11 protein-coding genes are annotated in these 12849 nt (G+C 33.7%); 6 read left to right on the forward strand and 5 right to left on the reverse strand.

Going from position 1 to position 12849, the window contains the following annotated elements:
* Positions 1 to 258: 258 nt before the first annotated feature.
* A complete protein-coding gene (locus V6624_RS11055; protein WP_111287402.1) occupies positions 259 to 738 on the forward strand; it encodes a DinB family protein in 480 nt (159 codons plus the stop codon).
* A gap of 47 nt (positions 739 to 785) precedes the next feature.
* A complete protein-coding gene (locus V6624_RS11060; RefSeq protein ID WP_111287400.1) occupies positions 786 to 1283 on the forward strand; it encodes a DinB family protein in 498 nt (165 codons plus the stop codon).
* Positions 1284 to 1322: 39 nt separating this feature from the next.
* On the opposite strand, the gene V6624_RS11065 is transcribed toward V6624_RS11060, so the two are convergent.
* Complete coding sequence (locus V6624_RS11065) at positions 1323 to 2282, reverse strand: helix-turn-helix transcriptional regulator (RefSeq protein ID WP_111287398.1); 960 nt, start codon at positions 2280 to 2282, stop codon at positions 1323 to 1325.
* Positions 2283 to 2475: 193 nt separating this feature from the next.
* Here V6624_RS11065 and V6624_RS11070 point away from each other — a divergent pair, with 193 nt between their 5' ends.
* The 3 genes from V6624_RS11070 to V6624_RS11080 are packed head-to-tail and all read left to right on the forward strand — an operon-like array spanning position 2476 to position 4803.
* Positions 2476 to 3219, forward strand: coding sequence for a prolipoprotein diacylglyceryl transferase family protein (locus V6624_RS11070; protein WP_338841778.1), 744 nt, complete (start codon positions 2476 to 2478; stop codon positions 3217 to 3219).
* Positions 3209 to 4600, forward strand: a complete 1392-nt coding sequence (locus V6624_RS11075) for a radical SAM protein (RefSeq protein WP_338841779.1) — start codon at positions 3209 to 3211, stop codon at positions 4598 to 4600. Before V6624_RS11070 ends, V6624_RS11075 begins: the two co-directional genes overlap by 11 nt.
* Positions 4601 to 4605: 5 nt before the next feature.
* Positions 4606 to 4803, forward strand: a complete 198-nt coding sequence (locus tag V6624_RS11080) for a hypothetical protein (RefSeq protein ID WP_338841780.1) — start codon at positions 4606 to 4608, stop codon at positions 4801 to 4803.
* 91 nt (positions 4804 to 4894) lie between these two features.
* On the opposite strand, the gene V6624_RS11085 is transcribed toward V6624_RS11080, so the two are convergent.
* The 4 genes from V6624_RS11085 to V6624_RS11100 all read right to left on the reverse strand — a co-directional run bounded on the left by V6624_RS11085 (position 4895) and on the right by V6624_RS11100 (position 9170).
* Positions 4895 to 5512, reverse strand: coding sequence for an outer membrane beta-barrel protein (locus V6624_RS11085; protein WP_338841781.1), 618 nt, complete (start codon positions 5510 to 5512; stop codon positions 4895 to 4897).
* A 224-nt stretch (positions 5513 to 5736) separates the two neighbouring features.
* Positions 5737 to 7533 carry a translation elongation factor 4 gene (lepA, locus tag V6624_RS11090; protein WP_232681706.1) on the reverse strand — a complete coding sequence of 599 codons (1797 nt, stop codon included), beginning with the start codon at positions 7531 to 7533 and terminating at the stop codon, positions 5737 to 5739.
* Positions 7534 to 7695: 162 nt separating this feature from the next.
* Positions 7696 to 8397: an NUDIX hydrolase gene (locus tag V6624_RS11095; protein ID WP_338841782.1), complete on the reverse strand. Its 702-nt coding sequence runs from the start codon at positions 8395 to 8397 to the stop codon at positions 7696 to 7698.
* 56 nt (positions 8398 to 8453) lie between these two features.
* Complete coding sequence (locus V6624_RS11100) at positions 8454 to 9170, reverse strand: NUDIX hydrolase (protein ID WP_111287386.1); 717 nt, start codon at positions 9168 to 9170, stop codon at positions 8454 to 8456.
* Between the two features lie 580 nt (positions 9171 to 9750).
* On the opposite strand from V6624_RS11100, the gene V6624_RS11105 reads away from it, so the two are divergent.
* Positions 9751 to 12840 (forward strand): SusC/RagA family TonB-linked outer membrane protein, encoded by a 3090-nt coding sequence (locus V6624_RS11105; RefSeq protein ID WP_111287384.1) that lies wholly within the window; start codon positions 9751 to 9753, stop codon positions 12838 to 12840.
* Positions 12841 to 12849 lie beyond the last annotated feature (9 nt).

The following is a 12849-nucleotide window of genomic DNA, read 5'->3' on the forward strand; positions in this document are numbered from 1 at the left end:
GGTTTTTTTTAAAGATGCTAAGATTCTGTGATGCTAAGGTTCTAAGTTTTTTTATTCTGTAGAGACGCACCGCAGTGCGTCTTACGTCCTGTATATACTCATTGTTTAAGACATACTGTGTGTATACGCACTGCAGTGCGTCTCTACGTTTGTCAGCAAAAAAAAAAAAATTTCATTTATTTTTTTTTGCTGCTGACAAACTGTTGTCACCGGCCCATTTTACTTTTGAAGTATTAAAAATATTTAAACTTTAAAACCATGAAAACATTAGAAGCACAAGTTATTACTTCAGAAGATTTATTAAAACACTGGCAAGGACACAGAGCACTTACACGTCGTTTAATTGAGATTTTTCCAGAGAAAGATTTCTTCGAATTTTCAATTGGTGGAATGAGACCTTTCTCAAAATTAGTAGATGAGCTTTTGGCTATTGCAGTTCCAGGTTTAAAAGGAATTGTAACGAAAGAAACTGCACCATTCTCAGAAGGAGCTGAAAAACTAATTTTTAAAGCACAATATCTTGAAAAATGGGATGAGGCTACAGCAGAAATCAACAAATATTGGGAACAATTATCGATTGAAGATTTTAGCGAAACCTTTAATCTTTTTGGACAATATGAATTTCCTGTAATTCAGAATATCTTATATTTTATCGATAATGAAGTGCATCACCGTGGACAAGCTTATGTTTATTTAAGAGCTTTAAATATCGAACCGCCATTTTTCTGGGAGAGATAATTGATAATTTTTTACTAACTTAATATCTGAAATCTAAAACTAAGACTATGAGTTTAAAGAAGATAATATCCAATTATGCAGATTATAATTTATGGGTAAATCAACAATTTGTGAATTGGCTTTCGCCGAAGTCAGATGAATTGCTTTATGCAGAAGTGCCTTCGAGTTTTTCTACCATTATGAAAACACTCGATCATATCTGGTCTACTGAAGAATATTGGTTTTCTGTCATTTCCGAATCTTCATTATCAGAAAAGAAAGCAGAAAGCGATTTATCAAAAGAGGAAATATTTACCGGATTATTAAATTCGTCTACAAAATTGAAACATCTTATTAACTCATTATCTGAAGAAGATTTAATGAAAGAAGTTAAAATAGTAAATCCGTGGTTTGAGTGTGAATTGCCAATTTCTGAATATTTAATCCAAGTTATCAATCATGGAACATATCATCGCGGCCAGATTGTAACCATGGGACGAAATGTCGGAATTACAGACGCTTCAAACACCGATTACAATTTTTATAATGTTGTAAAACAGAAATAAATGAAAAAAACTCCTGAGATACAACTCTCAGGAGTTTTTTTATAAAAGTCTCTTTCTGTTGATTTCCAATAATTCCAAGACATTGGTTTTTAATATTTCAGGTTCGAGAATTTCTGCGTAATCTCCATACATAAGAAACCATCTCGGAAAAGCATTATTAATATCTCTTGACATAAAAGTCATTTCGATTTTTTCACCTACATCTTTTTGCGAAATAAAGCCATGATATTTTCTCTCGGTTGCTAAATATCTCGCTATTTTGCGGTCAATTAAAATACGAACTTTTGTTGTGGGGCAGGTTTCAGTTTTGGTTAAATAGGTTTCTAGAGCATTGTGTTCGATCGTAAAATCAGCATCTGTTTTTTTAATTCCCTGAATTCTGTCTGTTCTAAACTGACGGTAATCTTTTCGAAGATGACAATATCCAAGAAAGTACCAATTATTATTGTCATGAAAAACTCCTACAGGCTCAAGATTGCGTTCAGTGGTTTCGTCTTTTTCAAAAGTTTTATAGGTTAAAAGAATTTGTTTTTTCTCTGCAATTCCTTCAAAAAGAACGGCCAAAGTATTGGGCGAATTATCATTAAACATCGGTTCCGCATCCTGCATTACAATTCTCGATTCGATGTTCGAAAGATAATCTTTGTCGTTACTTCTTAAAACCGATTTCAGTTTGTACATCGCCGATGCATAATGTGTTCCCAAAGAAGGATCGGTAAACTTTTGCATTAGTTTTTCCGCCGCGATAAAACTGCTTACTTCTTCGCGAGTAAACATAACTGGCGGGAGCCGATATCCGTCCATTAGCGCATAACCAACTCCAGCTTCGCTGTAAATAGGAACTCCAGATGCTTCCAAAGTTCTAATATCTCTATAAATCGTCCTCAAACTGCACTCAAAACGATCGGCCAATTCTTGTGCTTTCACAATTTTTTTAGATTGCAATTGAATAAGAATAGCTACAATTCGGTCAAATCGTTTTGGAGTTTCGTCAAGCATTTTTTTTAAGATTCTAAGGTTCTGAGTTGCTAAGATTCTAAGTCTTTTGCTAATTCAAAGATACAAATGTAAAAAGTAAAGAGAATAAAAAAAGCTGTTCTAAACTAGAACAGCTTTTACTTTATAAGTCAAATGAATTTAAACATTTTTTTGCATCTTTACAGAATTATAGTATTAAATCTTAGCGTAAAAAATGAAGTTTCCTTTTGAGCCAGTTATTTTTGGTTATGAAATCAATATCCATTTAGTTTTAGAATATCTGGCATTTTTTTTAGGATATCGTTATTACGTTTTTTTGAGAAAAAGAACGAATGATACTATTGTTTCTTCCAATAGATTATCAATCATATTGGGAGCTGCAATTGGAGCTTTTTTAGGCTCTAGAATTATGGGCTTTCTAGAAAATCCTATTTTTCATCTTGATGCGAGATCAATTTTAGACCTTTTCAATGCGAAGACCATTATGGGAGGATTGTTTGGCGGACTTTTGGGTGTTGAAATTGCTAAGAAGATTATAGGAGAAAAAGAGTCATCGGGTGATTTGTTTACCTTTCCGATTGTTTTAGGAATTTTTATCGGGAGAATTGGCTGTTTTTTATCTGGCACAAATGAGTTTACGTATGGAAAACAAACGACCTTTTTTATGGGTATGAATCTTGGAGATAGTATTAAAAGACATCCAATTGCCTTATACGAATTAATTTTTCTGATTTTTCTGTTTTTTCTTTTGAAGAAATTGAAAACCAAAAAATTAAAAAACGGATTGCTATTTCAGTATTTTATGATTGCCTATTTTACATTTCGCTTTTTCGTAGAATTTCTGAAACCCAATTATTTCCTAATTTTCGAAATAAGTTCAATTCAGATTTTATGTTTGATTTGTCTGCTTTATTATAACAAAACAATTTTAAATTTATTTGTAAAAAATGCCAGTTAGAAAATATACTTATTATGATTTTACATTAAGCCTTTGTCCAGAATGCTTAAAGAGAATTGATGCTAAAATTGTTTTTGAAGACGAGAATGTCTACATGCTTAAAAGATGTCCGGAACACGGAAGTTCTAAGGTTTTGATTGCTGACGATATTCAGTATTATAAGAATATCCGAAACTACAATAAACCATCTGAGATGCCGTATACTTTTAATACAAAAACGCATTATGGTTGTCCATACGATTGTGGTTTATGTCCAGACCATGAACAGCATTCTTGCTTGACAGTTGTTGAGGTTACAGATCGCTGTAATCTAACATGTCCGACTTGTTATGCTGGTTCATTGCCTAGTTATGGTAGACACAGAACTCTCGAAGAAATAAAAGCAATGCTCGATACGGTTGTTAAAAACGAAAAAGAACCAGATGTAGTGCAGATTAGTGGAGGAGAACCAACCATACATCCTGAATTTTTTGAAATTTTGGATTATGCGAAATCAATTCCGATAAAGCATTTAATGTTAAACACAAACGGAATTAAAATTGCAAAAGACAGAGAATTCGTTCAGAAGCTAAAAAGCTATGCTCCAGATTTTGAAATCTATCTTCAGTTTGATTCTTTTGAAGATAGTGTATTGCAAGAATTGCGTGGAGCCGATTTAAGTGAAATACGAAAACAGGCTTTAGAAAATCTAAATGAAGTTAATTTGTCTACAACTTTGGTTGTTACGCTTCAAAAAGGATTAAATGATCATGAAATAGGTAAAATTGTTGAGTTTGCACTAAAGCAAAAATGCGTTCGAGGGGTTACATTTCAGCCGACTCAAATAGCGGGTAGATTGGAGAACTTTAATTTAGAAACCGATCGCATGACATTAACAGAAGTAAGAAGAAAAATTCTGGAGCAAACCACAGTTTTCAATTCAGATGATTTACTTCCTGTTCCTTGTAATCCTGACGCTCTAGTAATGGGTTATGCGTTGAAATTAGGAGACGAAGTTTTTCCGTTAACGCGATATATTAATCCAAATGATTTATTGGACAATAGTAAAAACACTATTATTTATGAGCAGGATGAAGTGCTTCGAGGTAAAATGATAGATTTGTTTAGTACAGGAAATTCTGTAGAAGTAGCGCAAGAAAACTTGAAATCGATATTATGCTGTCTTCCTAATATTGATGCGCCAGAACTAGGTTATGACAATTTGTTTCGAATTATTATAATGCAGTTTATTGATGCTTATAATTTTGATGTGAGAGCAATAAAAAAATCATGTGTTCATATTGTCAATAAGGATAATAAAATAATTCCTTTTGAAACCATGAATTTGTTTTACAGAGATGATAAAGTAAAAAGATTAGAGGAATTAAGAACTAACATATAAAGAATATGACAGCGTTAGAAGTAGGTAATTTAGGTGGTTTGATCGCATTTTTTATAGCGATTATGGTTGGACCACCAATTTTAATGGCAATTATTGGTTTTGCAATTAAGAAAAACCATCCCAATGGAGCAAAGGTTTGTTTTATTATTGGAGCATTATATTTGCTTATTGGATTAGGAATATGCGGAACACTTCTGTCATAAGAAAATTCCAAAACGAATAGAATTACTTGTCAAATAAAAAAGCTGTTCCAAATTGAAACAGCTTTCGATTATTAAATCGCAAAAAAAAAAATTAAAATCTATATAAAACTCCAAATTGAGGTTGATTGAAAATGTTTTCAAATAAGTTGATATTTAATTGAAAAGTATCAGACGATGGACCATTTTCTGGAGAAACGCTATTGTAAGCCAAAACATTCGCAAGAACAAAAGTAACGGCAATGTTTTTGGTTACAAAGTAATTTAAACCAACATTAATATCAGCTGTTAAGCTATTATCTGTGTCACTGCCAACTTGCGGTATTTCAGTTTTGTTTTGTCCGTAACCTAAACCAAGTTCGGCATAAGTTTTAAAACGTTTTTTATCTAATTCTAAGAAATAGTAACGAGCAAAAGCTCCAATTCCAAAAACATTAGTTTTTACTTGAGTTGTTTCCACTTTGTTACTTGAGTAATTTAGTTTAGCTCCAACGGCAAATTTATCATTTAGCAAATAGCCAAACTTTGGGCTAAAGCCATAATAGTCTGCGTCTCCGCCTGTACTAATTTTGATAGATCCTTCTAAAAACATATCACCTTTTTGAAAAGTGACACCTTTCGCAGAATTCATTTCTGCATCAACTTGGTCTTGTTGAGCGTTTGCAAAGCAGAATGCGAATAGTGCTAAAATAACAGAAAATTTGGTTTTCATAGTTCGTACATGTTAAAGTTGTAAGATTAAAAATACATTTTCTGTTATAAAATGGCTTTGCGTTTGCTCGAATGGGTTAAAAAACGATTTTTAGAGTTAATATTTGAATGTTTTTGTAAGTAATGACTTTGTAATTTGGTAGATAAAAAACAAATAAAAAACCCAACAACTTTCGTCATTGGGTTCTATCTTAATACTTAGTACTAAAATCTTAATACTAAAATTTAGTCATTCAATTTCAAAACAGCCATAAATGCTTCTTGCGGAATCTCTACGTTTCCTACCTGACGCATACGTTTTTTACCTTTTTTCTGTTTTTCAAGAAGTTTACGCTTACGCGAAATATCTCCACCGTAACATTTTGCGGTAACGTCTTTACGAAGAGCCTTAATAGTTTCACGAGCGATAATTTTTGCTCCAATTGCTGCTTGAATCGGAATATCAAATTGTTGTCTTGGAATCAACTCGCGTAATTTTTCGGTCATTTTTTTACCGATGTTGTAAGCGTTGTCTTCGTGGATCAATGCAGAAAGTGCATCAACTGTTTGAGCATTTAAAAGAACGTCAAGTTTAACTAATTTCGAAGTTCTCATTCCAATAGGAGAGTAATCGAAAGAAGCGTAACCTTTAGAAACTGTTTTTAAACGATCGTAAAAATCGAATACAATTTCCGCCAAAGGCATATCAAAATTCAATTCAACTCTTTCAGTTGTTAAATATGTTTGATTTGTAATTAAACCACGTTTTTCGATACATAAACTCATTACGTTTCCAACGAAATCAGATTTTGTAATGATTGTTGCTTTAATATAGGGCTCCTCAACTCTGTCTAGCTTTGAAGGCTCAGGTAAGTCTGAAGGGTTGTTTACAATTAATGCTTTTTCAGGCTCTTTTTTAGTATAAGCCAAATACGAAACGTTAGGAACTGTTGTGATTACAGTCATGTCAAACTCACGCTCTAAACGTTCTTGAATAATTTCCATGTGAAGCATTCCTAAGAAACCGCAGCGGAAACCAAATCCTAAGGCAGCAGAACTCTCAGGAGTAAAAACTAATGATGCATCATTTAACTGCAGTTTTTCCATAGAAGAACGTAAATCTTCGTAGTCTTCTGTATCAACAGGATAAATACCAGCAAATACCATTGGTTTTACATCCTCAAAACCAGTAATCATATTAGTTGTCGGTACTTTTGCATCCGTAATTGTATCACCCACTTTTACTTCGCGTGCTTCTTTAATTCCAGAAATCAAATAACCAACATCTCCAGCAGAAACTACATTTTTAGGAACCTGATTTAATTTTAAAGTTCCAATTTCGTCCGCAAAATATTCATTATCCGTAGCCATGAATTTAATTTTCTGGCCTTTTTTGATTTCCCCATTTACAACTCTAAAGATTACCTCAATTCCGCGGAACGGATTGTAAACCGAGTCAAAAATTAAAGCTTGTAATGGTTCTTCCGGATTTCCTTTAGGAGCAGGAATTTTTTCGATAATGGCAGCGAGAATATTTTCCACACCAAAACCAGTTTTCCCCGAAGCATGAATAATATCTTCTAATTTACATCCTAATAAATCGATAATATCATCACTAACTTCTTCTGGGTTCGCACTTGGTAAATCAACTTTATTTAAAACCGGAATAATTTCCAAGTCGTTTTCTAGAGCTAAGTATAAATTTGAAATCGTTTGTGCCTGAATACTTTGTGCAGCATCAACGATCAGTAACGCTCCTTCACAAGCAGCGATAGATCTTGAAACTTCGTATGAAAAATCTACGTGGCCAGGAGTATCAATCAAGTTCAGAATGTATTCTTCACCTTTATAAGTATATTCCATCTGAATGGCATGACTCTTAATGGTAATTCCACGCTCACGCTCCAGATCCATGTTGTCAAGCAATTGTGCTTTTTCTTCACGAGCTGTAACGGTTTGTGTTGCGCCTAGTAATCTGTCCGCCAATGTACTTTTACCGTGGTCAATGTGTGCAATAATGCAAAAGTTACGTATCTTCTTCATTTTATATATCAGTTCTCTATAACGAGTTTTAGTATTTTTTGGGTGTAAAACGGCCTAAAGCAATTGCTTTAAAGCATGTTATTAAGGCGCAAAGATAGCGCAAAGTTTTGGATTCTGGAATCTTGATGTAGGATAGTTGAGCGTAAAGAATTAAAAACGGGATTAAAATTCAAAATTGAATCCTTTTTCTGTTAATTTCTTGTACATTTCAGGGTCAAATTTGTAAAGTTTGGCCGCTCTGTGCGAAACGTCTTTTTGCTTTTCATCCAATGCTGTGAGTAATTTCATGTGAAGCACTTTTCGTCTAAAATTAGATTTATCCAATTCGATTCCTAAAATTTCTTCGTACAAATGCATTAATTGTAGTAAAGTAAATTTTTCTGGAAGAAGGTTAAAACCAATTGGAGCCTGACGAACGCGGTTTCTTAATTGCGCTAAACTGAAATCTAGAATTTCGTTGTGGTCAAAAATCAGTTCAGGGATATCTTTTATTTTATACCATTTTGCTTCGATTACTCGTAAACTGGCTTTAATATTATAATCTTCTCTATTGACTAAAGTGTAATAACCAATTGTTACAACTCGTCTTTCTAGAACACGTTTCGGGTTTGTGAAGGCTTTTAGCTGTTCCAAATAAATATCTTCAAGTCCAGTAAGTTCTTGTAAAATACGCTGAGCAGCATCATCTGCACTTTCGTTCAATTGAAGCCATCCGCCTAGAAGTCCCCATTTACCTTTACTTTCGCCTTGAGCGTGCTGCACTAAGAGAACTTCGAGACTCTCTTTGTTAAATCCGAAAAAAACACAGTCAATTGTGATCCCGTCTACGGCTGGTTTTTGATGATGAGTAGTTATTTCTGTCAATTTATTATGGTGTTTCGAAATGCGAAAAGGTTTTTTTAATTCATTTTACCTGAAAATCAGAATTCAAAATTGAATCCTTTTTCGGTTAGTTTTTTATAGATTTCTGGATCAAATTTATACAGTTGCGCTGCTCTATGCGATACATCCTGCTGTTTTTCATCTAAAGCGGCCAAAAGTTTCATGTGAAGAATTTTTCTTCTAAAGTTTGGTTTGTCCATTTCGATTCCTAAAATTTCTTCGTACAACTGCATTAATTGTAATAAAGTGAATTTTTCAGGAAGCAGATTAAATCCAATTGGCGCTTGACGAACTCTGTTTTGCAAGTTTTTTAAACTGTAAGATAGAATTTCGTTGTGATCGTAAATCAGATCTGGAATGTTATTGATTTTATACCACTTAGCATCAGATGCCGTGAAACCTGCTTTAATATTATAGTCTTCTCTTTTTACGAGAGCATAATATCCAATTGTGATAACACGTCGCAACGGAAAACGATCTGGATCTCCAAATGCTTTTAGCTGTTCCAAATATATGTTGTCAAGACCCGTAAGCTCATTCAATAAACGATGAGCGGCATCGTCTGTGCTTTCTTTTTTATAAATCCATCCCCCAGGAAGACCCCATTTTCCTTTGCTGATACCTTCGCCATGCTGCACCAAAAGTACTTCAAGGCTGCCCTTATCAAAACCAAAAATAACACAGTCAATTGTGATGGCATTCATCGCACTGTTTTCATTTTTTGGAGCAGTTTTGTCATCTACATTTTCAACCATATTCGAGATAAATTTTGACAAATTAAATAAATAAAATGATTATTAGCCTTCTTGAAAGCTTTATATTTTTTTTAACGAAATAAAATTGTGAGAATCAGCTGTTTAAAAATCATCAGAAAATGGTATTTGTTTTAAGTGAGTCTTAAACGTCTGATTGTCAATTTTATAAAACGTTGATTTTTCTATATTTTTTATTTCGATTTCAATTCAGATTTTACAACATTGATAAAAATGAATTAGTATTTATTAGAATCGAAAAAAAATAACCCTAATATTTTGTTAATATAGAAAATTTGTTTTACACTTGTAGTCAAATTTACCATAAGATAAATTCAAATTGACTATAAGTTTAAAAAGGCGAAATTACAACTTAACTTAAACTTACCACAAATGTTTTTTTAAAAATTGATTTTCGAGTCGATTTTGATGTTCAAAACATCATCTTATAGTCAGACAAGTACTAAATGTTAGAAATGAGATTCAGGCCCTCATTTTTGGCATGACCTGCTTGGGAAGTTTTCCGGAGTTTCTCTTAGGGTAGAAATTACTAACTATAACTTAAACTTAATCAATTCTTATTATGAAAAGCAAAAATTGTATTAAAACAACAAAGCTTCCATTTTTAATGGCGGTGCTGCTTAGCGTATTTATGATGCAGTTTGGATTTGCACAAGAATCCAAAACTGTAAGTGGGACAATTACCTCTTCCGAAGACGGATTTGGAGTTCCAGGAGCAACTGTACAAGTACAGGGAACAAAATCGAGTACAGTTACCGATTTTGATGGAAAATATAAAGTGGAGGCTAAAACAGGAGATGTTTTAGTAATTACTTTTGTGGGTTTCAAAGCACAAAATATTACGGTTGGAACTCAAAAAACAGTGAATGTGGTTTTGCATCCAGAAACTGCAGAACTTAAAGAAATTGTAGTAATCGGTTACGGTACTCAAAAGAAGAAAGTAAATACTGCGGCGACTTCTTTAGTGTCTGGAAAAGACATTCAGCAAGTAGCGTCACTTGATGTTGTAAATGCTTTACAAGGTCAGGCTTCAGGGGTTTCTGTAACTTCTTCTTCTGGTCAGCCTGGAGCGAATATGGTGGTAAATATTCGTGGTGCAGGTACAGCAGGAAATAGCGATCCTCTTTATGTAGTTGATGGTGTAGTGGTTGATAACGGAATTGGATACCTTGATCCATCTGTTATTGAAAGGGTAGACGTTTTGAAAGATGCTTCAGCAGCTTCTATCTACGGAGCAAGAGCGGCAAATGGAGTTATCTTGGTTACAACTAAAAAAGGTAAAGATGGTAAAATGAATGTGTCTTTCAACTCTTATACAGGTTTTCAGCAAATTGCTAAAAAACTGGATTTGATGAATACACAGGAATATACAACAATTATGAACGAAGCTCGTGTAAATTCTGGATATGCTCCATTATATACTAAAGCTCAAATCGCTTCATTTCCAAACCACGATTGGCAAGATGATTTGTTCAATGAAGGTGCAATGAAACAAAACCACTCTCTTTTGATTACTGGTGGTGACCAAAAATCTACAATTGCGACTGGTTTATCTTACTACGGGCAAGAAGGTATGATTGGAGGATCTAATAATCAGTCTCAATATGATCGTGTTACTTTTACAGTAAACTCTACTTCTGAAGTAATTAAAGATCATTTGAAAATTGGTGAAAACTTTACTTTATCAAACATCAAATCAAGCGGTGTTGCAGATGATGGTATTTATAGCAACGCAATTAGAAGCTTCTTAAATGCAGCTCCAATTGATCAGGCTTATGATGAAAATGGCGATTTTGCTCATTCAATTATTTCTCAAGATATCAGCAACCCAGTTGGATCTTTATACTATAACAACTTCAACCAAACGAAAACAAATCGTTATGTAGGTAACATTTTTGCTGAATTAAAATTTGCAAAAAACTTTACTTTCAGAACAAGTTATGGTGTTGATATGACAGATAGTGACTACCGTTCTTTCAGACCTGTTTATTCTCTTTCTTCAAATGATAATAATACAGTTTCTAGCGTAACTCAAAGTTCAACAAAATCTGTAGGATGGATTTTTGAAAACACACTTCAATACAAATTCAACATTGCTGCTTCTCATAATTTTGATGTGTTAGTAGGTACTTCTGCAAAACAGAATACTGCAGATTATATGGAAGGTCAAGGAAGAAATTTGATTTTTGATGATTTCGAACACGCTTATTTAGATAACGCAAAAGATCCAACATCAAATGTGGTAAAAGGAAATCGTAAAGATTATTCTATTCAATCTTACTTCGGACGTTTATTGTACGATTACAACAATAAATACTTATTCTCTGCAACAGTTCGTCGTGACGGTTCATCAGAATTTGGTCCAGATAACAAATATGCTATTTTCCCATCGTTCTCTGCGGGTTGGAATTTAGATAAAGAAGCTTTTTTCAAAGAAAACAAAGTTTTAAATACTTTCAAATTAAGAGCAAGCTGGGGACAAAATGGTAACGACCAATTTGGTAGAAGATTTGCGTACTTGTCAACTGTAAACTCAACAGATAAAACATATCACTTTGGAACTGGTGACGAAACTTTATTAGTAGGTTCAAGCCCTGACCAATTAGCAAACCGTAACTTGAAATGGGAAACTTCTGAGCAGTTAGATTTAGGTTTTGATGCTACATTGTTCAATAACTTTACATTAACTTTCGATTACTACGACAAGAAAACTAAAGACTGGTTAGTATTGGCATCTATCCCAACTTATGCTGGAGCAACTGCACCTTACATTAATGGTGGAGACGTAAGCAATAAAGGTTTTGAAATTGGATTAGCTTACCGTACACACTTTGGAAAAGACTGGAATTTTGCAATCAACGCAAACCTTTCTCGTAACCAAAACGAAGTGTTAAGAATTGCTAACAACGAAGGAATCATTCATGGAGAAACAAACGTTTTATTCCAAGGTTTAGACGAGATGAACCGTGTTGAAGTTGGTAAACCAATGGGTTATTTCTACGGATTAAAAACAGACGGAATTTTTCAAAATGCGGCTGAAGTTGCAGCGGGTGTTCAGCCAAATGCACAGCCAGGAGACGTTCGTTTTGTAGATTTAAATGGTGACGGACAAATCGATGCTAACGATAAAACGCAAGTAGGTAATCCAAATCCAGATATTAACTACGGTATCAATTTAGAATTATCATACAAAGCTTTTGATTTCTCTATTAATACTTACGGTATCGCTGGAGGACAAAACGTATTTGGAGTTCACGACTACACTCGTGCTTACACAAACAACACAACAGACGTGTTGAACAGATGGACAACTGAAGGATCTTCTAACAGAGTTCCAAGAGTAACTTACGGAACAGATGCAAACGGGAATTACACTAAATTCTCTGATTTATATGTTCAAGATTCAGATTTCTTCAGAATTAAAAATGCTACAATTGGATGTGACTTAACGAAGCTTACAACAAAGCTTAACTTCTTCACTAAATTTAGATTGTATGTGGCAGGAAATAACATTTACACATTCACTAAATACAAAGGAATGGATCCGGAAATTGGTTTCGGAAACGTAAATCAATCTTGGGCTAAAGGAATTGATGTTGGATACTATCCTCAGCCAAGAACCTACATGATGGGTCTAAATGTTAACTTTTAAATTTTGAAA

Source organism: Flavobacterium ginsenosidimutans (assembly GCF_037478105.1).
Lineage (GTDB): Bacteria > Bacteroidota > Bacteroidia > Flavobacteriales > Flavobacteriaceae > Flavobacterium > Flavobacterium ginsenosidimutans.

Excerpts from the sequence above, each read along its gene's own strand:
- V6624_RS11055 (WP_111287402.1), top strand. The coding sequence starts at position 259 with ATGAAAACATTAGAAGCACAAGTTATTACTTCAGAAGATTTATTAAAA.
- V6624_RS11060 (WP_111287400.1), top strand. The coding sequence starts at position 786 with ATGAGTTTAAAGAAGATAATATCCAATTATGCAGATTATAATTTATGG.
- V6624_RS11065 (WP_111287398.1), bottom strand. The coding sequence starts at position 2,282 with ATGCTTGACGAAACTCCAAAACGATTTGACCGAATTGTAGCTATTCTT.
- V6624_RS11070 (WP_338841778.1), top strand. The coding sequence starts at position 2,476 with ATGAAGTTTCCTTTTGAGCCAGTTATTTTTGGTTATGAAATCAATATC.
- V6624_RS11075 (WP_338841779.1), top strand. The coding sequence starts at position 3,209 with ATGCCAGTTAGAAAATATACTTATTATGATTTTACATTAAGCCTTTGT.
- V6624_RS11080 (WP_338841780.1), top strand. The coding sequence starts at position 4,606 with ATGACAGCGTTAGAAGTAGGTAATTTAGGTGGTTTGATCGCATTTTTT.
- V6624_RS11085 (WP_338841781.1), bottom strand. The coding sequence starts at position 5,512 with ATGAAAACCAAATTTTCTGTTATTTTAGCACTATTCGCATTCTGCTTT.
- lepA (WP_232681706.1), bottom strand. The coding sequence starts at position 7,533 with ATGAAGAAGATACGTAACTTTTGCATTATTGCACACATTGACCACGGT.
- V6624_RS11100 (WP_111287386.1), bottom strand. The coding sequence starts at position 9,170 with ATGGTTGAAAATGTAGATGACAAAACTGCTCCAAAAAATGAAAACAGT.
- V6624_RS11105 (WP_111287384.1), top strand. The coding sequence starts at position 9,751 with ATGAAAAGCAAAAATTGTATTAAAACAACAAAGCTTCCATTTTTAATG.